This is a genomic window from Sphingomonas fucosidasi, assembly GCF_036663855.1.
Taxonomy (GTDB): Bacteria; Pseudomonadota; Alphaproteobacteria; order Sphingomonadales; family Sphingomonadaceae; genus Sphingomonas; species Sphingomonas faeni_B.
Genome location: NZ_JAXOJR010000002.1, coordinates 530,258 through 551,743, shown reverse-complemented (window position 1 = coordinate 551,743; position 21,486 = coordinate 530,258). Strand labels below are relative to the sequence as shown.

The 21,486-nt window shown below is 66.9% G+C and carries 20 protein-coding genes; 11 read left to right on the top strand and 9 right to left on the bottom strand.

The window, feature by feature from the left end:
• Positions 1-451: 451 nt before the first annotated feature.
• The 4 genes from U1737_RS06065 to U1737_RS06050 all read left to right on the top strand — a co-directional run bounded on the left by U1737_RS06065 (position 452) and on the right by U1737_RS06050 (position 3,465).
• A complete protein-coding gene (locus U1737_RS06065) occupies positions 452-1,846 on the top strand; it encodes a S41 family peptidase (RefSeq protein WP_248524460.1) in 1,395 nt (464 codons plus the stop codon).
• A gap of 20 nt (positions 1,847-1,866) precedes the next feature.
• A complete protein-coding gene (locus tag U1737_RS06060) occupies positions 1,867-2,349 on the top strand; it encodes a disulfide bond formation protein B (RefSeq protein ID WP_248524518.1) in 483 nt (160 codons plus the stop codon).
• On the top strand, positions 2,346-2,882 hold the full coding sequence (locus tag U1737_RS06055) for a demethoxyubiquinone hydroxylase family protein (protein WP_248524461.1): 537 nt from the start codon (positions 2,346-2,348) through the stop codon (positions 2,880-2,882). The genes U1737_RS06060 and U1737_RS06055 overlap by 4 nt, the downstream gene beginning before the upstream one ends.
• Before the next feature lie 73 nt (positions 2,883-2,955).
• Complete coding sequence (locus U1737_RS06050) at positions 2,956-3,465, top strand: hypothetical protein (protein ID WP_248524462.1); 510 nt, start codon at positions 2,956-2,958, stop codon at positions 3,463-3,465.
• 388 nt (positions 3,466-3,853) lie between these two features.
• Here U1737_RS06050 and U1737_RS06045 read toward each other — a convergent pair whose 3' ends face one another.
• Positions 3,854-4,486, bottom strand: coding sequence for a DedA family protein (locus tag U1737_RS06045; RefSeq protein ID WP_248524463.1), 633 nt, complete (start codon positions 4,484-4,486; stop codon positions 3,854-3,856).
• 80 nt (positions 4,487-4,566) lie between these two features.
• Here U1737_RS06045 and U1737_RS06040 point away from each other — a divergent pair, with 80 nt between their 5' ends.
• Positions 4,567-5,364 carry an aldo/keto reductase gene (locus U1737_RS06040; protein WP_248524464.1) on the top strand — a complete coding sequence of 266 codons (798 nt, stop codon included), beginning with the start codon at positions 4,567-4,569 and terminating at the stop codon, positions 5,362-5,364.
• Between the two features lie 148 nt (positions 5,365-5,512).
• Here U1737_RS06040 and U1737_RS06035 read toward each other — a convergent pair whose 3' ends face one another.
• The 7 genes from U1737_RS06035 to U1737_RS06005 form a co-directional block, all read right to left on the bottom strand.
• Positions 5,513-6,898 (bottom strand): UdgX family uracil-DNA binding protein, encoded by a 1,386-nt coding sequence (locus U1737_RS06035; protein ID WP_332795975.1) that lies wholly within the window; start codon positions 6,896-6,898, stop codon positions 5,513-5,515.
• Positions 6,899-6,911: 13 nt separating this feature from the next.
• Complete coding sequence (locus tag U1737_RS06030) at positions 6,912-8,156, bottom strand: putative DNA modification/repair radical SAM protein (protein WP_332795974.1); 1,245 nt, start codon at positions 8,154-8,156, stop codon at positions 6,912-6,914.
• Positions 8,157-8,223: 67 nt separating this feature from the next.
• A complete protein-coding gene (locus U1737_RS06025) occupies positions 8,224-8,400 on the bottom strand; it encodes a hypothetical protein (protein WP_165886462.1) in 177 nt (58 codons plus the stop codon).
• A 64-nt stretch (positions 8,401-8,464) separates the two neighbouring features.
• A complete protein-coding gene (locus U1737_RS06020; protein WP_332795973.1) occupies positions 8,465-11,851 on the bottom strand; it encodes a chromosome segregation SMC family protein in 3,387 nt (1,128 codons plus the stop codon).
• Between the two features lie 361 nt (positions 11,852-12,212).
• Complete coding sequence (locus U1737_RS06015; protein WP_248524469.1) at positions 12,213-12,953, bottom strand: thioredoxin domain-containing protein; 741 nt, start codon at positions 12,951-12,953, stop codon at positions 12,213-12,215.
• Between the two features lie 26 nt (positions 12,954-12,979).
• Positions 12,980-13,645, bottom strand: a complete 666-nt coding sequence (locus tag U1737_RS06010; RefSeq protein ID WP_332795972.1) for a thioredoxin domain-containing protein — start codon at positions 13,643-13,645, stop codon at positions 12,980-12,982.
• Positions 13,645-14,196, bottom strand: a complete 552-nt coding sequence (locus U1737_RS06005; protein WP_332795971.1) for a DUF721 domain-containing protein — start codon at positions 14,194-14,196, stop codon at positions 13,645-13,647. The genes U1737_RS06010 and U1737_RS06005 overlap by 1 nt, the downstream gene beginning before the upstream one ends.
• A 26-nt stretch (positions 14,197-14,222) precedes the next feature.
• On the opposite strand from U1737_RS06005, the gene U1737_RS06000 reads away from it, so the two are divergent.
• From U1737_RS06000 to nudC, 3 genes are read left to right on the top strand one after another with little or no spacing between them, the layout of a single operon-like run.
• Entirely contained in the window at positions 14,223-15,287 is a 1,065-nt protein-coding gene (locus tag U1737_RS06000; protein WP_443027086.1) for an A/G-specific adenine glycosylase, read from the top strand.
• Positions 15,284-16,636, top strand: coding sequence for a serine hydrolase domain-containing protein (locus U1737_RS05995; protein ID WP_332795970.1), 1,353 nt, complete (start codon positions 15,284-15,286; stop codon positions 16,634-16,636). The genes U1737_RS06000 and U1737_RS05995 overlap by 4 nt, the downstream gene beginning before the upstream one ends.
• Positions 16,637-16,641: 5 nt before the next feature.
• Positions 16,642-17,520 (top strand): NAD(+) diphosphatase, encoded by an 879-nt coding sequence (nudC, locus tag U1737_RS05990; protein WP_332796047.1) that lies wholly within the window; start codon positions 16,642-16,644, stop codon positions 17,518-17,520.
• A gap of 111 nt (positions 17,521-17,631) precedes the next feature.
• Here the strand turns inward: nudC and U1737_RS05985 are convergent, their stop codons facing one another.
• Positions 17,632-18,630 carry an LLM class flavin-dependent oxidoreductase gene (locus U1737_RS05985; RefSeq protein WP_332795969.1) on the bottom strand — a complete coding sequence of 333 codons (999 nt, stop codon included), beginning with the start codon at positions 18,628-18,630 and terminating at the stop codon, positions 17,632-17,634.
• Positions 18,631-18,755: 125 nt separating this feature from the next.
• Here U1737_RS05985 and U1737_RS05980 point away from each other — a divergent pair, with 125 nt between their 5' ends.
• From U1737_RS05980 to glpX, 3 genes are all read left to right on the top strand, one after another.
• Positions 18,756-19,421: a pyrimidine 5'-nucleotidase gene (locus tag U1737_RS05980; RefSeq protein ID WP_332795968.1), complete on the top strand. Its 666-nt coding sequence runs from the start codon at positions 18,756-18,758 to the stop codon at positions 19,419-19,421.
• Positions 19,418-20,248 (top strand): 2,3,4,5-tetrahydropyridine-2,6-dicarboxylate N-succinyltransferase, encoded by an 831-nt coding sequence (gene dapD, locus U1737_RS05975; RefSeq protein WP_332795967.1) that lies wholly within the window; start codon positions 19,418-19,420, stop codon positions 20,246-20,248. The genes U1737_RS05980 and dapD overlap by 4 nt, the downstream gene beginning before the upstream one ends.
• A gap of 61 nt (positions 20,249-20,309) precedes the next feature.
• Positions 20,310-21,281: a class II fructose-bisphosphatase gene (gene glpX / locus U1737_RS05970; RefSeq protein WP_248524475.1), complete on the top strand. Its 972-nt coding sequence runs from the start codon at positions 20,310-20,312 to the stop codon at positions 21,279-21,281.
• Positions 21,282-21,486: the final 205 nt, after the last annotated feature.

Genomic DNA, 21,486 nt, shown 5'->3' with positions numbered 1-21,486 from the left:
CGGCTGAGCCGGTCGACGCCTGACTTTGTGGTTGAAACTCGCCAAGACCACCTCGTCACCCCGGACTGGTTCCGGGGCCCACCGTTCCGCGAACCCAATTCTATCGAGCGTGCGGAACCGTGGATGCCGGAACGAGCCCGGCATGACGGAGCGTGGTGGAAGAGACTTGCCCCCGAAACCTGATGGACGCCGCATTTCGATCCTCCCCCGAAAGGGGGAGGTGTCGCCGAAGGCGACGGAGGGGGAGGACACGGAACAGAGGTTTCCCTTACCTCCCCCTCCGTCTGGCAGCCGCCAGCCACCTCCCCCTGGCGGGGGAGGATCGAAAGACCCCAGTCAGCCCCCGTTAACCCTCGTCAGTCTTCACTCCGCGCGCGTTGCCGCCACCACGTCATTACGCTACGCCGTCACGACTGTACGACACGTCACTTCTCAGGTTGCAGGACCATCGATGCCCCGTCCTATTCGTGCTCCTATGCTTACCGCGACGGCGATCGTCGGCGCGCTGACGCTGATCCCGCTCGCCACCTCGGCGATGGCGGCGGTCGACACCGACACCTATCGCGAGTTCGACCAGTTCCTCGACGTGTTCAATCGCGTGAAGGCGGAATATGTCGACAAGGTCGATGACAAGACGCTGATCAAGGGCGCGATCCAGGGCATGCTCGCCAGCCTCGATCCGCACAGCTCGTACGTCGACGCGCTCGACTACGAAAACCTGCGGATCATGACCGAGGGTAATTACGGCGGCCTAGGCCTGACGGTCCAGATGGAGGACGGCGCGATCAAGGTCGTCTCCCCGCAGGAGGACTCCCCCGCCGCTCGCGCCGGCGTCAAATCCGGCGACTACATCACGCATATCGACGGCAAGCTGATCTACGGCGATTCGCTCGACGAGGCGGTCGGCAAGATGCGCGGCAAGCCCGGCAGCAAGATCACATTGGGCCTCGTACGCCCAGGCCGCGACAAGCCGCTCGACGTGACGATGATGCGCGAGATCATCGTCCAGAAGCCGGTGAAATGGGAAGTCCGCGGCGATGTCGGCTATATCAACATCAACACGTTCAGCGAAAGCACCGGTGCCGATACGCGCGCGGCGATCATGGCGATCGACAAGTCGCTCGGCCACCGTCCGCTCGGCTATGTCGTCGACCTGCGCGAGAATGGCGGCGGCTTGCTCACGCAGGCGATCGAGGTCAGCGACGCCTTCCTCGATCATGGCGAGATCGTCTCGCAGCGCGGCCGAGAGAAGACCGACATCGAGCGTTATTACGCAAAACCCGGCGACGACGCGCACGGCCTGCCGGTCGTGGTCCTGACCGATCCCGGCACCGCGTCCGCGTCCGAGATCGTCGCCGGGGCACTCCAGGATCATCACCGCGCGCTGATCATGGGTGACCGCAGCTTCGGCAAGGGCTCGGTCCAGACCGTACTTCCGCTCGGCCCCCAAACCGCGCTTCGCCTGACCACGGCGCGCTACTTCACGCCGTCCGGCCGATCGGTGCAGGAGGGCGGGATCGAACCCGACATCAAGGTGCCGCAGCTCACCGATCCCGATTACAAGTCGCGTCCGGTGTTCCGCGAGGCCGACCTGCGCAAGCACCTGATCAACGAGGTGAAGGCCGACAACGCGGTGCTCGAGGAGGATACCAAGACGGATCCGCGCTTCTCGCAGACGCCCGACCAGTTGAAGAAGCAGGGTATCGACGACTTCCAGCTCTATTATGCGCTGAAGACCGTCGCGCGCCTCGGTGGCCCGGTGCAGGTTGCCGCGGCGACCAAGCCGCGCCCGATGAAGCCCGATCCTACCGCCGCCGCCGATGCAACCAAGGCGCCCAACAAGTGAGTGTGCGTCGCGGGCTCGGCATGACCAAGAACGAAGAGATCGCGCGCGCCATCGCGCTGCTGCTGCCGGCGTTCCTGCTCCTCGGCGCGCTCGGTTCGCAATATCTCGGCGGGCTGTACCCGTGCGAGATGTGCCACTGGCAACGCTGGCCACATTATTCCGCGGTGTTGATCGCCGGCGCCACGTTCTTCGTGCCCGGCCGTTCGTTGCGCGCATCGCTGGTTATCATCGCCGGGCTGCTGATCGGGCTCAGCGGGCTGATCGGCGTCGCGCATGCCGGTGTCGAATATCATTGGTGGAACGGCTTCACCGCCTGCACCACGACCGTCTCGATGGCCGGCACCACGGCCGCCGAACGGCTCGCGGCGATCATGAACGCGCCGATGGTGCGTTGCGATTCGGCGCAGTGGAAACTGTTCGGCATTTCGCTCGCCGGTTTCAACGCCATCTTTTCTCTGGCGGGTGCGATCACCATATTCGCTCTCATGAGGAAGACGAGATGAGCGGCTGGAAGCCAGGCGACGCCAAACGCGCGACCGACTCGATGATACGGGTCGACCAGGCCGGAGAATATGGCGCGATTCGCATTTATGCGGGCCAATTGGCCGTGCTCGGCGACCGTCACCCGGCGTCGCGCTCGATCCACCACATGGCGCAGCAGGAGGAACGCCACCGTGCGTTCTTTGATCGTATGATCGTCGAACGCCGCGTGCGGCCGACAGTGTTGCAGCCGATCTGGAAAGTTGCGGGCTTTGCGCTCGGCGCGGTGACCGCCGCGATCAGCCCGCGGGCTGCGATGGCGTGCACCGCGGCGGTCGAGACCGAGATCGACAAGCATTACGAGGAGCAGCTCGGTCAGCTTGGCGCCAGCGATCCCGAGCTATCGGCGGCAATCGTCGATTTTCAGGCTGAGGAACTCGAGCACAAGGCGACCGCGATCGCGGCGGGCGCCGAGGAAACGCCGGGCTATCCGGTTTTGAGCGCGGTAATCCGGCTCGGCTGCAAGGTCGCGATCGCTACCGCCAAACGGATCTAGCTGGACGGGAACCGAACAACGGATACGGCCGAGCGACTATAACAAGCCGAACGAACGCGTGGGAGTGATGCGTATGAAGATGCTTTTTGCGGCGGCCTTGCTCGTCGCCGGCCCTGCGGTCGCACAGACTACGCCGCCGACGTCGAACGGCAATGTGGGACCGACCCTCGCGCAACCGCCCGCCAAGGCTCCGGCACTGCCGGGTGCGACCCCTCGGTCCAAGCCGATAGTGGCGCCCCCGCAGGTTTCACGGAACGCGCCGATCAACGGCGTCCTGACGCTGTTCGGTAACGAACGCTGCCCGACCAACGCGAACGGCGAAGAGATCGTCGTCTGCGTCCGCCGCAGCGCGCAGGAGCAATACCGCGTTCCCAAGGAACTTCGCGAGTTCGTCGTGACCCCCGAAAACGCCAGCTGGGCGACCAGGGCTCAGGGGACGATGGACGCGGGCTCGGGCGTCAATACGATCGGCAGCTGTTCGGCCGTCGGCGCGGGCGGGGCCACTGGCTGCTTCGGCCAGCGAGTGAGAGAATCCCGCCTGGAGAACAAGACGCGCGCGGCGGAAGTCCCGGTTCTTCCCTAAACTTCCTTCGAAGCGAAACAGGACCTACACGACGAGAGCCTAGCTTTCGCTAGAATGACGGGTAGCGAAACCGGCCTCCTGATCCTGTTCATCCGTCACTCGAGCGATAGCTGGGGCGTCCTTACCGTGAGTGACGCCAATCGCACATGACGGCTCGTCTCGCTTAGAATACCGCTGACGCCGGACGCGATGATCCCAAGTGAGGCGCACGCTCGCGCCGTCCAGCGCGGCCTGGAATATGACCCGCGCCATCGTTCGACAGCGGCTCACCAGCCTGCGCTAGCCCGGAGATCGTCGCGGCGTATCAGCGCCGCGTCAGGCTCCTCGTTCCTAAGCGCCAAGACGACTTCCGCGCGCTGGCAAAGCGCCTGAAATATCCCCGAGAGGTTTAAGGGTGACGCTTCAGCCCGCGGACGCGGTGCCAGATGTAGAAGGCGACCAGCGCGATCAGGACGATGCCGATCAGCAGGTCGGCGCTGTGGAACGCGGCCTTCACGCGCGGATCGCTGTCCCATTTGTCGCCGAGCTTCATGCCGACCCACGCCAATCCGAAGCACCACGGCCACGATCCGATGAAGGTGTAGAGGTGGAACGGCACCAGCTTCATCCGCGCGACGCCCGCGGGGAAGGCGATGAACGAGCGGATCACCGGCAGCAGGCGGCCGACCAGCACGGCCATCGAGCCCCAGCGCGCGAAGAACCGGTCGGCCGCATCGAGCTCGCCCGGCCCGATCAGGACGAAGCGGCCCCAGCGTTCGGCCATCGGTCGACCGCCGCGCTTGCCGACCTCATAGGCGACGATCGAGCCGAGATTGCACCCGATCGCGCCTGCGGTGGCGGCGAGATACAGGTCGAATCGCCCGGTCGAGACGAGGTAGCCCGCAAACGGCATGATGATTTCGGAGGGCAGCGGGATGCACGCGCTTTCGATCGCCATGAGCAAGGCGATGCCGACATAGCCACCGGACGAGATGACGCCGATCGTGAAGGTGGCCAGCACGGCCAGGATCTTTTCGAACATGGATCGGTCGATTGCGCGAACCGGGCGGCGAAGGGAAGAGGCAATCGGAACCGCCGGCCGTGTCGTGCGCTGTTTGCGGCATGACAGATATTACACTCAACGACGGCCGCACCATGCCCCAGCTCGGCATGGGCACGTGGCAGATCCCCGATAGCCAGGCGGCGGCGATCGTCCGCGCCGGACTCGATATCGGCTTCCGTCTGGTCGACACCGCCGCGATCTATGAGAACGAGCGCGGCGTCGGCGACGGCTACAAAGGCTCGGACGCGTTCCTGACCACTAAGCTGTGGAACGATCGGCAGGGCGATGCCGAAGCGGCGATGGACGAGAGTCTCGCCATGCTCGGCGTCGAGTCGGTCGACCTGTACCTCATGCACTGGCCGGTGCCGAAACAGGACAAGTATGTCGAAGCTTGGAAGGCGATGATCGCCTTGCGCGATGCGGGTAAGGCCAAGTCGATCGGCGTGTCGAACTTCCTTCCCGAGCATATCGACGCGATCGTCGCCGCCACCGGCGTGACCCCGGCGGTCAATCAGATTGAACTCCACCCGAACTTCCAGCAGCGCGAGCAGCGTGCGTATCATGTGGCGCACGGTATCGTGACGCAGAGCTGGAGCCCGCTGGGGCAGGGCAAAACGCTGTTGCAGGACGAGGCGATCGTCCGGATTGCCGACAAGCACGGGCGGACTCCGGCGCAGGTCATCCTGGCGTGGCATCTGGCGAACGGCTTCTCGGTCATCCCGAAGGCCTCGGATGCCGAGCATCTCGCGGACAATTTCGCGGCACTAAACCTTACGCTGGACGACGAAGACACGGCCGCGATCGAGGCGCTCGACGATCCGGCGGGCCGCTTGGGACCGGAACCGAACAGCATGTAACGGGGTAAGGAGGAGACTCGGCTGAGACGCTCGTCATCCTGACGAAAGTCAGGACCCAGAGCCACGACCGCTATCCCCTGTAACCCTGGGTCCTGACTTTCGTCAGGATGACGGACGGAGGGAGGGAGGGAAGCGGCGACGCCGACCTTCATCCGATCCGGCCGCCGACTACCCTCAAATCCTCCACGAACCGCGCATATTCCTCCCCCGCCTGCACGGGATCCGGCAACCGCAGCAGATAGCTCGGGTGCACCGTAATCCAGGCCTCGCCACCATCCGGCAACTGCAACGCGCGCCCGCGCTCTCGCCCGATCGTCATGACCTTCCCGAACAACGATCGCGCCGCCGTCGCGCCCAGCGCTACCGTCACCTTCGGCTTGATCAGCATCTGCTCCTGCTCGATCCACCAGCGACACGCATCGATCTCGCCCGCGCCCGGCTTGGCATGGATACGCCGCTTGCCGCGCTGCTCGAACTTGAAATGCTTGACCGCGTTGGTGACGTAGGCGCGCGAGCGATCGACGCCGGCTTCGGCCATCGCCTTGTCGAACATCTGGCCCGCGGGCCCGACGAACGGTCGCCCGGCAAGATCCTCCTGGTCGCCTGGTTGCTCGCCGACGAACATCAGCGGCGCATCGACCGGACCTTCGCCGAACACGGTCTGCGTCGCAGGCTTGTAGAGCGGACACCGCGTGCACCCCGCCGCCTCGTCACGCAAAGCCTCCCATGCGATCAGGCTATTGCCACCGACCGTGTCGCGCGCTTTCTGGATCATCCCGCTTTCCCTCGCCTGCGCTGCTGCGAGCAAGCCCGGTACCAGTGCCGTCTCAGGCATGTTTTTCCAGTATTTCTTGGGCATCTCCTTCAGCATCGCACCAATTTTCACACGCGCTGGATTGAAGATGCTGGCGTAATAGGTCTTCCAGACCTCCTCGGTGGGGTCGCCGTCGGGTGCGTCCGCCTTGCTCGCGCCGGGGCCTTCGCTCAGCGCCTTGCCGTCCCAGTGAATCGAAACCTCGGGCGTGAGGATCGACCAGCGCATGCTGGCGAAACGGTTCACGAAGAACGCGGCGTTGGCGCGGACGATGTGGTGATCGGGCTCGAACCACGCGACGAACCGTGTTCCACCTTCCTCGTCGAGCTCACGGAAACGCAGGAAGGCGCGCATCTTGTGGATATCGCGGCGGACATCCTTGGCAATCCGGTCGAGCCGTCGGACGAGCGGATCGGCGCGATCCTCGATCAGTTTGGGCTCGCGACGGAGGCGGAAGAGCAGCGTGTAAAGCAGCGCGAATCGTTCGGGATCACTGCCGAGAATCGCGCTGCGGGCGAGATCGAGGAACGCGCGTGGTACGGAGAACGCACCGGGGGTTGGCACGGGTGCCGGGTCCGCAACGATTGCGAACAGATCGACTGGTTCGTCACCGACCTGCCACACTACGTCGTCGGGCGGCACCTCCTCGGCGATCAGTCCGCGCGCGGCATCACGCCAGCCGTCGAAATCGTCAGGTTCGGAAAGGGTTACGACGCGCATGTCTTGGCCGAGGTCACGCGAACATTTCCATCTGCTTGGGTTTTGGCGCGACGATCGGGCGGAGTTCGGCGCGGTCGGACAGGACGACAGGACGCCAATCCTCGGCGATGATGAACGGGCGGATCTTGGCGACCGATACCGTCAGCCGCGCGACGTCGGCGAGGTGCAGGCGACGCCAGCGGCGGCTGGTGAGGATGCCGTTGACGGCCTTCACGCCGAGCCCGGGCACGCGCAGAAGCATCTCGCGGGGGGCACGGTTCACGTCGACGGGGAACGATCCGCGGAATTTCAACGCCCATGCGAGCTTCGGATCGATATCGAGCGGGAGCATGCCGGTCGCATCGTCGGCGGCCGCCACCACCTCGTGCGGCTGGAACTCGTAGAAGCGCATCAGCCAGTCCGACTGGTACAGCCGGTGCTCGCGCATCAGCGGCGGGCGTTGCAGCGGGAGCACGGCGCTCGCATCCGGGATCGGGCTGAACGCCGAATAATAGACGCGCCGCAGGCCGAACCGATCGTATAGGGTCGACGCCTTCCGCACGATGTCGCCGTCCGTCGCGGCGTCCGCCCCGACGATCATCTGCGTCGACTGCCCGGCTGGGGCGAACTTGGGCGCGGACTTGTACTTTGCCTTGGCGTCCTTGCCGTCGATGATCGACGCCTTCACCTCAGCCATCGCAGTCTCGATGCGGACGCCATCCTTTTCAGGCGCGAGCCGCTTCAGCCCGTTGGCCGTCGGCAGCTCGACGTTGATGGAGACGCGATCCGCATACAGCCCCGCCTGGTGGACAAGTTCGGGATCGGCGTCGGGGATCGTCTTGAGGTGAATATACCCCCGGAAATGATGATCCTCTCGCAACGACCGCGCGACTTCGACCATCTGCTCCATCGTGTAGTTCGACGACGCGATGATGCCTGACGAGAGGAACAAGCCCTCGATATAGTTGCGCTTGTAGAAGGCAATGGTGAGATCGGCGACTTCCTTCGCCGTAAAGCGGGCGCGGCGGACGTTCGAGCTCTTGCGGTTGATGCAGTAATGGCAGTCGAAGATGCAGCTGTTGGTCAGCAGGATCTTCAGCAGCGAGATGCAGCGGCCATCGGGCGCATAGGCGTGGCAGATGCCCATGCCTTCGGTCGAGCCGAGCCCCTTGCCGTCCTTCGAATTGCGCTTGGTCGTCCCCGACGACGCGCAGGACGCATCGTATTTGGCTGCATCTGCCAGAATCTCGAGCTTTTCACGGGTATCGAGCTGGGCCATCCGTTCGTCTTACGTTCCGGAATCGCAAGTGTCGATTGATCGATATCAACGATCCTAACGATGGGCGTCAGTCGAAGATATAGCGGAAAAGGTCGACGAACCCGCCGAGGCTGACGGGAAGCAGCAGCAGGACCAGCGCGTAGAACAGCAGAATGCGACTCAACGCCTTTTCGTGGCGGAACACAGGCTTGCGTGGGGGAAGGTCTTCCTTGCGCGGCCAGATGCTGGATTCGTCGAGGAACATCCGCGCGGTATACCGCAAATCTACCGAGCGTTCCGGCAAAATAATGCGGAAAAATCGATCTGTATCATTCAGCCGCCAACAGCCCCGTCGCAGCCTGCAGGTCGACCGAGACGAGCCGGCTGACGCCGCGTTCGATCATCGTCACGCCGAACAGGCGGTGCATCCGGCTCATCGTGACGGCGTTGTGCGTGACGACGAGGTAGCGGGTGTCGGTGTCGCGCGACATGCGGTCGAGCAGGTCGCAGAAGCGTTCGATATTGGCGTCGTCGAGCGGCGCGTCGACCTCGTCGAGGACGCAGATCGGCGCGGGGTTGGTCAGGAACAGGCCGAAGATCAGCGCGACCGCGGTGAGCGCTTGCTCGCCGCCTGAGAGCAGTGTGAGCGATTGCAGGCGCTTGCCGGGCGGTTGCGCCATGATCTCGAGTCCGGCTTCGAGCGGGTCGTCGGAGTCGATCAGTTCGAGATGCGCGGCGCCGCCGTCGAAGAGGGTGGTGAAGAGGCGCTGGAAATGGCCGTTCACCGCCTCGAACGCGGCGAGCAGGCGCTGGCGGCCTGCACGATTGAGCGTGCCGATCGAGCCGCGGAGGCGGTTGACCGCCTGGCCTAGTTCTTCGCGTTCGACGGCGTTGCCCCGCGCGGAATCTTCGAGTTCGGCGAGTTCGGTTTCGGCGACGAGGTTGACCGGGCCAATACGTTCGCGGTCGGTGGTCAGGCGGTCATGGGTGGCGGACTCCTCGGCTGGCGCGCGGACGTCGGCGACTGCGAAGCCGAGACGTTCGGGGAGGACGGGGGCGGGGCATTGGAAGCGCTCGCCAGAGAGGCGGCCGAGATCGAGGCGGCGGGCTTCGTGGTTTTCGACGCGGGCGATCGCACCGGCGCGGGCTTCGCGGGCTTGGGAAAGGGCTTCGGTGGCGGTGCGGTGGGCGTCGTCGGCGGTGCGGGCGGCGGTTTCTGCAGCGCGCTCGGTAGCGAGCAGGGTGTCGGCGGTGGCGCGGGCTTCCTGGTGTTCGCCGTCCAGCGTGGCGATTTCCACTTCGAGCGTCGCGGGGCGATCAGCGATGGCGGCGAGGTCGACGCCTAGGGTCGTTTCCCGCGTGTCCATGGCGGCGATGCGCTTGGCGGCCTCCCCGGCGCGCGCGCGCCAGCTTCGGGTGTCCGCTTGGGCGGCGGCAAGGCGTTCGCGGTGGGTGGCGATGCTGCGGTCTAGCGTGGTGCGATCGGCGCGGGCCTGCGCGACCGCGGCGCGGCTGCGTTCGGCGTCGTATTGCAGCGCGGCGACCTGGCGGGCGTTGGCGGTGCCGTCCGGGACGGCGGCCATCGCGGCCTCGGCGCGGGAGCGTTCGGCGTGCGCTTCGGCGACGTCGTCGGCAATGCGGTGCGCGCGGACGTCGAGGTCGGTGCGTTGGGTGGCGAGGCGTTCTAGCGCTGATGTGGCGCGGTCTTCGTTGCGGGTGGCGTCGCGCGCGGTGGTTTCCGCGCGTTGCAGGGCGGCGCGGGCGGTTTGCGACTGGCGGCGGGCTTCGGCGATGTGATGGTCGATTGCGGCGCGCGCGTGTTCGGCTTTTTCGAGAGCGGTGGCCGCTGCGGGGCGTGCGGCCTGGAGCGCAGCGAGGCGGTTGCGGCGGACGAGGCGTTCGGCGGCGGCCGCGCCGGTGCCGGTTGCGGTGAACCCGTCCCAGCGGCGGAGTCGGCCGTCCCGGGTAACGATGCGCTGGCCGACGGCGAGATATTGGTTGGTGTCGGTGTCGACGACGAATACCTGTTCGAGCCTGCGGGCGAGGGCGGGGGGCGCGTCGACATGCTTTGCCAGCGGTTCGGCGTCGGCGGGCGCTTTGGGGTCTTCGTCGCGGGGCTCGCCGCCGGTCCATGCGTCGAGGCTGGTGTCGAAATCGTCGCCGAGTGCTGCCGCCAGCGCGCGTTCATAGCCTGTGCTGGCCGAGACGTGGTCGAGCAGTCGGTTGCGGCCTGAACTTTGCGTGGCTTTGGTGAGCGCGGCCACTTCGCTGTCGATCGCGGCGAGGTCCGCGCGGGCGGTGGCGCGGGTGGTTTCGGCGGCGTCCCGTGCGCCGGTCGCGGCGGCTTCGTCGGTGTCTGCGCGGGCGATGGCCTGGCGGGCGGACTCGGCGGCAGCGGTTGCGGTGCGCCGGGCTTCGGCGGCAGTTTCTCGCTCGGCGTTCAGCGGGGCGGGGTCGCCGAGGGAACGGAGGGCAGCGGCGATCTGGGCGGCGTCGCGATCGGCGCGGTCGGCGCGGGTGCGGGCGGCGGCGAGGGCTGCGCTGGCGACGCGGACTTCGGCGGCGTCGCGGGCCTGGGTGGCGAGCGCCTGGGCGAGTGAGACCTCGGCGTCTCGGGCTTTGCGTTCGGTGTCGGCGAGCGCGGCGTCGAGATCGGGGATTGCGGCGGTGGCGTCGACGATCGCGGTGTCGAGCGCCTTGGCCTCGTCGGCGAGGCGGGCGAGCGCGGCGGCGGCGTCGCTGGCGAGCGATCCTTCGCGGGCGCGGTCGTCGGCGATGCGGGTGCGCGCGTCGGCAAGGTCGGCGATCCTGCGTTCGACGCCGGCCTTTTCGGTTTTCAGCGAGGCGAGGCGGTGGGCGAGATCGCCGACGCGGTCGCGGGCGGCGAGGGCTGTGGTGCGGGCGGCGGAGACGGCTTCGACCGCGCGGTGCTGATCTGCGGCGGCTGCGCGTTCGGCGTCGGTGCTGGCGCGGACGCGGGCTTCGGCGGCGGTGGCTTCGGCCTTGGCGGCGTCGGATGCGGCGGCGGCTTCGCGCCAGCGGGCGAAAAGCGTGCGGGCTTCGGCGACGCGGATCTGGGCGGAGATCAGGCGATAGCGTTCGGCGGCGCGGGCCTGGCGTTTCAGCGTGGCGGCGCGTGCGTCCTGGTCCGAGATGATCTCGTCGAGCTTGGCGAGGTTGGCTTCGGTGGCGCGGAGTTTGCCCTCGGCGTCTTTGCGGCGCACGTGCAGCCCGGCGATCCCGGCGGCTTCCTCCAGCATCGCGCGGCGGTCGGCGGGCTTGGCGGCGATGACGGCGCCGATCTTGCCTTGGCTGACGAGCGCGGGGCTGTGGGCGCCGGTGGCGGCGTCGGCGAAGAGCAGGCCGACGTCCTTCGCGCGGACGTCGCGGCCGTCGATCCGGTAGGCGGACCCGGCGCCGCGCTCGATCCGGCGGACGATTTCGCGCTCGTCGCCGGCTATTTCGGCGAGGATCGAGACTTCGGCGAATTCGCGCGGCGGGCGGGTCGCGGTGCCTGCGAAGATGACGTCTTCCATGCCGGCGCCGCGCAGCGACTTGGCGCTGGCCTCGCCCATCGTCCAGCGGAGCGCTTCGAGGAGGTTGGACTTGCCGCAGCCATTGGGGCCGACGACGCCGGTCAGGCCGGGTTCGATGCGGAGGTCGGCGGGGTCGACGAAGCTCTTGAAGCCGGTGATGCGGAGGCGCTTGATCTGCATTCGTGCGCCCCCGACGACTAAAGTTGGATCCTATCGCGGCTGCAACCTTGTGTCCCCGCGAAGGCGGGGACCCCGACTGGACTCCCGCCTTCGCGGGAGAACAAGGAAGGGGCAGCCCGCCTTCGACACGCCCACCACATCTGGCCCTTCCTCTCACCCGTTCGTGCTGAGTAGAGACCGAGTAGTCCCCTCAGAAGCGTATCGAGGGCTCGTATCGAAGCAGGGTTCCGCCCGCCAACCTGTCCTTCGATACGCCGTCTCGATACGCCGCGTTGCAGCTACTCGACGGCTACTCAGGACGAACGGCAGTGGAGTGAGCCTTCGTCCTGAGCAGAGCTAGTGCAGCGTTTAACGGCGTAGCTTAAGCCCCGGCCGCCTTCAGCGCCTTCTCCATCTGATCCCAGCTGACGACCTGGTCGAGCTTCTTGTCGTTCAAAAGGAAGGTCGGCGTGCCCGTGACGGTGCCAGCCTGCATCGCGTTCTCGGTCGGCTTGGCCATCACCTCGAGCTGCTTCTGATCGGCGAGGCACGCGCGCGCCTTGGCCTCCGGGATCCCGCGCTGCTTGACGAAATCGATCGCGCCCATCTGTTCGGCGAGCTTGGTCGCGACCACCGTCGGCGGCTGATTGGCCAGCCCCTGCTGCTGCGCGGGCGTCATCGCCTGGAGCTTGTCGAGGAACGCGATCTGGTTGCCGTACATCTGCTCGAGGATCGGGAAGAACGGCGCGACGCCACCGCACTGGCCGAGCAGGGTCAGCGCCACGTCGGGTGCGCCGTGGACCAGGAAGTCGCGGAATTCGAAGCTTACCTTGCCCGTCGAGACGTACTTCTCGGTCAACGGCTTGTACGCTTCGCGGGCGAACGAGCCGCAGGTCGGGCACGAGCGCGCACCGTATTCCACCAGTTTGATGGCCGCGTTCGGGTTGCCCATCAGATAGCCCTCGGGGGTCTTCACGACCGTCTCGGTCCAGTTCTGGCCGGCGGGCGCGGCGGCGGCTGCGACGGGTGCCGCGGCAGGCGCGTCGACGTTGCCGGTGGAATCGTTCTTCGAGCAGGCGGTGAGCGCGAGCGGCAGGACGGCGAGGGCGATTGCGAACTTCATCGGGTTACTCCAGTGGATCACGTGAATTAACGGGCGCCGGCCTTGCGGAGCGCGGGTTCGAGCTGTTCCCAACCGACATGGGGCACGATCTTGCCGTTGAGGTAGAAGGTCGGGGTGGAATCGATTTCCTTAGGCGCGTCGGCGGTCAGTTTGACGATGCGGTCGATCTCGGGCTGGTTGGCGAAGCACGCGTTGATCGCCGCATCCGAGAGCCCGCGCGCCTTGACCATCGCGGTCAGGCCGGAGCCGTCGGCGTTGGCGCGGATCTGTGCCGAGGGCGGGTACATCGCGAGCCGCGCGGCGTTACCCTGCTGGTACTCGATCCCGCGCTCTAGCCATTGCGGCTGTGCGGCGAAGATCGCGGACGATGTCGCGGAAAATCCCTTGGGGCCGGTGCAGCGCGCGAGGATCGCCGCCGACAGGTCGAGCCGGTCGCGGATGAAGTGGCGAAATTCGAGGCTGGTTGAGCCGGATGCGATCATCTGGCGCTTCAGCACGGGTTCGGACTTTACCGAGAAGTCGGCGCAGTGCGAGCAGGTGTAGCTGGCATATTCGACCAGCTTCACGTGCGCGGCGGGGTTGCCGATCAGATACGCGCCCGACGGGAGGATCCGCGCGGTCTGCGACCAGTCGCGCTTTGGCGCGGCACCGGTGAGCAGGCACAGAGCGAGGAAAGCAAAGAGGACGCGCATCAGGTGATCCTGGGAAGGCCGTGCGTCGAGGCGACGCCGGCGGCGAGGGATTCGAGGACGGCGCGCAGTTCGGGATCGGCGATGCCCTTCAGGCTCATACCGAGATCGACGGGGACTGGGCGGATCGAAGGCGGCGCCTTGCGTGGGACGGGCGCGGCGACCTCGCCCTGGCGGATCGCGACCTTCACGATGGCTGCGTAGCCGAAGAAGCGGTTGACGCGCTCGATGATCTCGGGCGCGATGTGCTGCATCATCGGGGCGTGCGCGCCGCGGACGGTGAGCGTGAGGACGCCGTCCTGCTTCTTGCCGACCGGGAAGCGGATCGATTCGGGGATGCTCGCGCCGGCCAGTTTCGCGCCGACGATCTCGGGCCAGCGGCTGACGATCGACGACTGGACGAAGCCGAATCGCCGGAACGCCGCGCCGCCGATCGCGGGCAGCAGCTCGGCGACCGCGCGCGAGCGATTCTCGCGCGGCGCGTCGGGATCGGTCTTGCCTTTCACCCGGCGTGGCGCGGGCGGTTTGGGGGAAGGGCCAGGCGGCTTGCTCATCCGCGAACCCATGCCATAGGCGACGCGTGAACGCCAAGCGCTCTTCGGTCTCCGGGGCCCTGCTCGACTGGTATGACGCGCATCGTCGCGACCTGCCGTGGCGCGCGAAGCCGGGCGAGGCGGTCGATCCGTACCGGGTGTGGCTGTCCGAGGTGATGTTGCAGCAGACGACGGTGGCCGCGGTGACGCCGCGGTTCCTGGCGTGGACCGCGCGGTGGCCGGATTTCGCAAGTCTGGCCGCGGCGGACGATGCGGATGTGATGGCGGCCTGGGCGGGGCTCGGATACTATGCGCGGGCGCGCAATCTGGTGAAGGCGGCGAAGGCTGTGGTCGCGGAGCATGGGGGCGTGTTTCCGCGGACCGAGGCCGAACTGCGCGCGCTGCCGGGGCTGGGCGCTTATACCGCCGCGGCGGTGGCGGCGATCGCGTTCGGGGAGCGCGCGGTGGTGGTCGATGCCAATGTCGAGCGAGTCGTCGCACGGGTGTTTGCGATTCAGACGCCTTTGCCGGGTGCGCGATCGGCGATTCGGGTGGCGGCGGATTCGATCACGCCCGACCTCCGCGCGGGCGACTTTGCGCAGGCGATGATGGATCTGGGGTCGGGGACCTGCACGACTCGCGCGCCGAAGTGCCTGCTGTGTCCGATCCGCGAGTTTTGCGAGGGCTTCACACAAGGCGCGCCCGAGCGGTTGCCGGTGAAGGCGAAGAAGGCAGTCAAGCCTCAGCGCTACGGGACGATCTTCTGGCTGGAGCGCGCGGGGCAGGTGTTGCTGGTGCGGCGGCCGGATACGGGTTTGCTGGGCGGGATGCGGGCGTTTCCGACCGGGGCTTGGGGCGAGGCAATGCCTGGGTTCGAAGACGCGCCGGCGCAAGTGGAGTGGCGGATGCTGGACGTTACCGTCGCACACGGATTTACGCATTTCGATCTGCAACTGACGCTTGCGGTGGCGACTGTCGAGGCGCATCAAACCCGCGTTCCGACGGCAAGCGAATGGTGGCCGATCGACGACCTGGATACCGCCGGGCTGCCGACCGTTTTTGCCAAGGCCGGGAAAGCCATTCGGAACTGGGCCATACGGAGATCTGCATGAAACTGGTGCACTGGATTTCGACGGGGGGCCTCGTCGCGCTGGCCGCCGCTACGGCCTATGCCCAGCAGGCGCAGCCCCGACCTCAGATAAGCCCGCAGGCTCGGCCGGCGCCGCGGATGACGATTCCGGTCAAGGCGCTGCTGCCTGCCATGACCGCGCTGTTCGATGGCTATGTCGCGCAGGACAAGATGCCGGGGATCGTCGGTGCGTTCGGGGTCGGCGACGGTCCGACTCTGTTCCCATCGGCGGGCAAGATCAGTGATGACCCGAACGCGCCGGCGGCCGGCCCCGACTCGCTGTGGCGCGTCTATTCGATGTCCAAGCCTATCACCGGCATGGCGGCGATGATGCTGGTCGAGGACGGCAAGCTCAACCTTGACGATCCGGTCAGCAAATACATCCCGGCGTTCAAGGACATGAAGGTGGCGACCAGCCCCGACACCTCGCTCGCCACGCGCCCGGCGACGCGGCCGATCATGATCCGCAACCTGCTGACGCATACCGCCGGGCTCGGCTACACGATCGTCACCAAGGGGCCGCTGCTCAAGGAATATGAGCGGCTCGGCATCCTGCCGCTGTCGGTCAGCGCGGCGATGGAAGAGAAGATGCGGCCCGTTCGGCCGAAGTCGCTCGAGGAGTTCGCCAACCGCGTCGCGACGCTGCCGCTGATCGCCGATCCGGGCACCAAATGGAGCTATTCGATCGGGCTCGACGTGATGGGGCGGGTGATCGAGGTCGCGAGCGGTATGAGCTTCGAGCGGTTCGTGCAGACGCGGTTGTTCGATCCGCTCAGGATGAAGTCGAGCTTCTGGCAGGTACCGCAGGGCGAGGTCGGGCGGCTTGCGACCAACTACGCATTCGTCGGCGACACGCGGACCCCGCTCGATCCGGCGGCGAACTCGGTCTTCCTCCAGAAGCCGAGCTTTCCCTATGGGGGTGCGGGCCTGGTGATGTCGGCGCGCGATTACGACCGGTTCCTGCACATGATCCAGGACGGCGGCACGCTCGATGGTGTGCGCGTGATGAAGCCCGAGACGATCGCGATCGCGACGTCGAACCTGCTGCCGGCGGGCGTGACCTATGGTGGCGTGAGCGGCGGTACCGGCGGCACGAAGGGGAGCAACATGGGCTTCGGCGCGGGCGGTTCCGTGGTGCTCGCGACGACGCCGAACGGGCCGGGCAAGGGCACCTATGCGTGGGGCGGCGCGGCGGGGACGATCGCGTGGGTCGATCCGCTGAAGCATTCGCGCGGCAGCGTGATGGTCAATTACTTCCCGGCGGACCGCATTCCGCTGCGCGAGCAAGTGGTCGCGGCGCTGATGCAGGACGCCGCGAGGTTGCGCCGATGAGCGTGATGGAAGCACCTGGATTCACGGGTGGGACGCTCGATCGCTCCGATGCGCTGCGCCACGATCCGGAAGGGCTGGCGGCGGCGCAGCGTGATTGGCGCGCACGGTTGCTGGTGCTCGACGGGCTGCTGCCGGGCACGACCGACGACGGGCGTCTCGCGTGGACGTCGATGGCGGACATGCCGGACGATGCCGAGCCGATCCTGCTTGGGCTCGACGAGAGCGGGCGGCCGCATTTCGCGGCGTTGCTGAACGGGATGCGGGTCGACAATGCGCCGGCGATGCGCTCGCCTGCGCTGATGGCGGTGCTGGCGGCGCTCGCGCAGGGCGAGGCTGCGACCTATGCTGGCGCACGCAGTGTCATCGACTGGCACGTGCGCCATGGGTTCTGCGCGAAATGCGGATCGCCGACCGCAGTGTTTCGTGCCGGGTGGGCGCGGAAATGTCCGAACTGCGCGACCGAGCATTTCCCGCGAGTCGATCCGGTGGTGATCATGATCGCCGAGCATGACGGACGCGCGCTGCTCGGGCGCGGCAAGGGGTGGCCGCCGGGGCGCTATTCCGCCTTGGCTGGGTTCGTGGAGCCGGCAGAGTCGATCGAGGAGGCGGTCGCGCGCGAGATCCTCGAGGAGTCGGGCGTGCGGGTCGGCAAGGTGCGGTATGTCGCGAGCCAGCCCTGGCCGTTTCCGTCTTCGCTGATGGTCGCGTGCGTCGCCGAGGCCGAGGACGACGCGATCACGCTCGATGTGAACGAGCTGGAGGATGCAATGTGGGTGCCGCGGGAGATGGTGCGCGCGGTGTTGCAGGGGGAAGAGGGACCGTTCCTGCCGCCGCCGCCCTATGCGATCGCATATACGTTGTTGAGGGAATGGGCGGGGGAATAGGTCTCCCGCTTCCCGTCATCCTGACGAACGTCAGGACCCAGGGTTACGGGCGGCGGCGCTTTTGGCTCTGGGTCCTGACGTTCGTCAGGATGACGGAGGGAAGCGTTAGATCTAGGCCGCGATCTTCAGATCCTGCATCACGTCTGCGGTGATCGACAAACTCCTCTTGCGCGCCTCATGGTCGTAGATCGCGCTGGTCACCATCACCTCGTCCACCCCGGTGCGTTCGATAAACGCCGCGATCCCGCGGGCGACCTTGGCCGGGCTGCCGACCGCCGAGCATTGCAGCACGTGGTCGAGGATCTGGTTCCCCTGCGCGCCGAGCGATTCGCGATAGCCGGCGAGGGGCGGCTTCATCTTGCCCGGGTTGCCGGTGCGGAGCGCCACGAACGACTGTTGCTGCGAACTGGCGAGCAGTTCGGCTTCGGCGTCCGTTTCAGCCGCGAACACGTTGAACCCGGCCATCGCGTGCGGCTTGGCAAGCCGCGCGGACGGGCGGAAATCGCGGCGGTAGATCGCGAGCGCTGCATCGAGCGCGTCGGGGGCGAAATGCGAGGCGAACGCGTAGGGCAGGCCGAGCGCGGCCGCCAACTGCGCGCCGAACGTGCTGGAGCCGAGGATCCACATCTCGACGTCAGCGCCGGCACCCGGCGTGGCGACGATACCGGTCTGGCCGTCGTTGGCGAAGTAGCTTTGGAGCTCCATGACGTCATGCGGGAAGGCGTTGGCGTCGGTTTCGAGCGTGCGGCGCATCGCGCGCGCGACGCGCTGGTCGGAACCGGGGGCGCGGCCGAGGCCGAGATCGATGCGGCCGGGGAACAGCGCGTCGAGCGTGCCGAACTGCTCGGCGATCACCAGCGGCGCGTGGTTGGGGAGCATGATGCCGCCCGAGCCGACGCGGATCGTCTTCGTGGCTGCGGCGACGTGCGCGATCACGACCGCGGTCGCGGCGGACGCGATGCCGGTCATGCCGTGATGTTCGGCGACCCAATAGCGCTGGAATCCGACGCTCTCGGCATGGCGCGCGAGATCAGCCGCATTGGCGAGCGATTGGGAGATGGTGCCGCCTTCGACGACGGGGACCAGATCGAGCAGGGAATAACGTGTCATGCACCAGAGATAGGTACCGAACGGTAGCTTATCCACCCTTGATTTGGATTGCGGTACTTTCGTCCACTTGAGCAAGCGTCAGCCGGCTTGTCGCCACGCCTCGCGCTCCCTAGAGGTTCCGGCCGATGCTTGACCGCCTAAATCACGTCCGCAACTGGATCTTCGATCTCGACAACACGCTGTACCCGGCGAGCGCGGACCTGTTCGCGCAGGTCGATCAGCGGATGACCGGGTTCATCCAGGATCTGCTCGGCCTCGACCATGATGAGGCGCGGCGCGTGCAGAAGGGGTATTTCCACAACCACGGCACGACGCTGTCGGGGTTGATGACCGAGCATCACGTCGATCCGCACGCGTTTCTGGAGCATGTCCACGACATCGAGATGGACGTGCTGGAGCATGACGCCCCCCTAGTGGCGGCGCTCGCCAAGCTGCCGGGGCGCAAGCTGGTCTTCACCAATGGCGACAAGCCCTATGCGCTGAAGATCCTCGACCGGCTCGGGCTGGGCGAGAGTTTCGAGGCGATCCACGACATCCATGCGATGGACCTGATGCCGAAGCCGCATGCGTCGGCCTATGCGGGCTTCTGTGCGGCGTTCGATATCGACCCGCGGGAGTCGCTGTTCGTCGACGACATGACGCGCAATCTTGCGCCGGCCAAGGCGATCGGGATGACGACCGTGTGGGTCGACAACGGCTCCGAGCAGTCGCCCGGCGGCGCGCGCGACCACATCGATTTTACCGTGCCGGTGCTTGCGCCGTGGCTCGAAACCATCCTGGAGACATCATGACCTTGCAGACCATCATCGACGCCGCTTGGGACGACCGCGCGAACCTCGGCCTCGATACCAAGGGTGAGATTCGCGATGCCGTCGAGTCCGCACTGGCGATGCTTGATGCGGGCACCGCGCGCGTCGCCGAGCCGACGGCTGACGGCTGGCAGGTCAATCAGTGGCTGAAGAAGGCCGTGCTGCTCTCGTTCCGGCTCAACGACAATGTCGTGATCGACGGCGGTTCGGCGGGGGCGCCGGCGTTCGACAAGGTGCCGTCGAAGTTCGCGGGCTGGGGCGATGCGGAGTTCCGCGCGGCGGGTATCCGCGTCGTTCCGGGTGCGGTCGCGCGGCGCGGCAGCTTCATCGCCAAGGGCGCGATCCTGATGCCGAGCTTCGTCAACATCGGCGCGTATGTCGGCGAGGGCACGATGGTCGACGCCTGGGCGACGGTCGGGTCGTGCGCGCAGATCGGCAAGAACGTGCACCTTTCGGGCGGTGCCGGCATCGGCGGCGTGCTCGAGCCGTTGCAGGCCGATCCCGTCATCATCGGCGACGGCGCGTTCATCGGCGCGCGCGCGGAAGTGGCCGAGGGCGTCCGCGTCGGCGAGGGCGCGGTGCTGTCGATGGGCGTGTACCTCGGCGCCTCGACCAAGATCATCGACCGCGCGACCGGCGAGGTCTTCAAGGGCGAAGTGCCGCCCTATGCGGTGGTCGTGCCGGGCTCGATCGGCGGCGGCGCCAATGACGGGGGGGGCAAGCCCGCTTTGTATTGCGCCGTAATCGTCAAACGGGTCGACGCACAAACCCGTTCGAAGACCTCGATCAATGATCTGCTTAGGGACTGATCGGGTCGACAACCCGGCGAGCGCTGCCTATCCGGGGCCAAACATACCGAGGAGATAGACTTTGACCGCTGCTGCCAGCCAGGTTCTCGACCGCGTACTCGTCCTCGAAATGGTCCGCGTGACTGAAGCGGCGGCGATCGCCGCCTCCACGCTCGTCGGTCGCGGCGACGAGAAGGCGGCGGATGCGGCCGCGGTCGAGGCGATGCGCGAGGCGCTCAACTCGCTGTACATGGACGGCACCGTCGTGATCGGCGAGGGCGAGCGCGACGAGGCGCCGATGCTGTTCATCGGCGAGAAGGTCGGCTCCGCGATCGGCAAGGGCCCGAAGATCGACATCGCGCTCGATCCTTTGGAAGGCACGACGATCTGCGCGACCGCGGGGCCGAACAGCCTCGCCGTTCTCGCGATCGCCGAGGAGGGCGGGCTGCTCAACGCGCCCGACGTCTACATGGACAAGATCGCGGTCGGGCCGGGCTATCCCGAGGGCATCATCGACCTCGACAAGACGCCGACCGAGAACATCATGGCGGTCGCGGCGGCCAAGGGCGTGCCGGCGCGCGACCTGATCGTGTGCGTGCTCGATCGCCCGCGTCACGAAAAGCTGATCGCCGAGCTGCGGCAGGTCGGCTGCGGGATCATGCTGATCGGTGACGGCGACGTCGCCGGCGTGATCGCGACGTCCGATCCCGAGACGACGATCGACGTCTACATGGGCTCCGGCGGCGCGCCCGAGGGCGTGCTGGCGTGCGCGGCGCTGCGCTGCGTCGGCGGTCAGTTCAAGGGCCGGCTACTGTTCCGCAACGACGACGAGCGCGGTCGTGCGGCGAAGTGGGGGATCACCGATCTCGACAAGCAGTATGACCTGTCCGAACTGGCGAAGGGCGACTGCATTTTCGCGGCGACCGGCGTGACGGATGGGTCACTGCTGGCGGGCGTGAAGCGGAAGAAGGGCAAGATGACCACCGAGAGCGTCGTGATGCGCGCGTCTTCGGGGACGGTGCGCTGGGTCAAGGGCGAGCATCGGACGGATTGATCAGCGACCCGAGGGGGGAGCACCACCCCGGCGAAGGCCGGGGCCCAAGTGGAACGTCCAGAGTAATGAAGCGGATCGCTCCGTTAGCGACGTTTCCCAATTGGGCCCCGGCCTGCGCCGGGGTGGAGCGCTTGGCTAGGGCAGGGGACTGACCAAGTATTGTTTCCCCGCGAAGGCGGGGACCCAGGCTGGGCTGCCGCCTTCG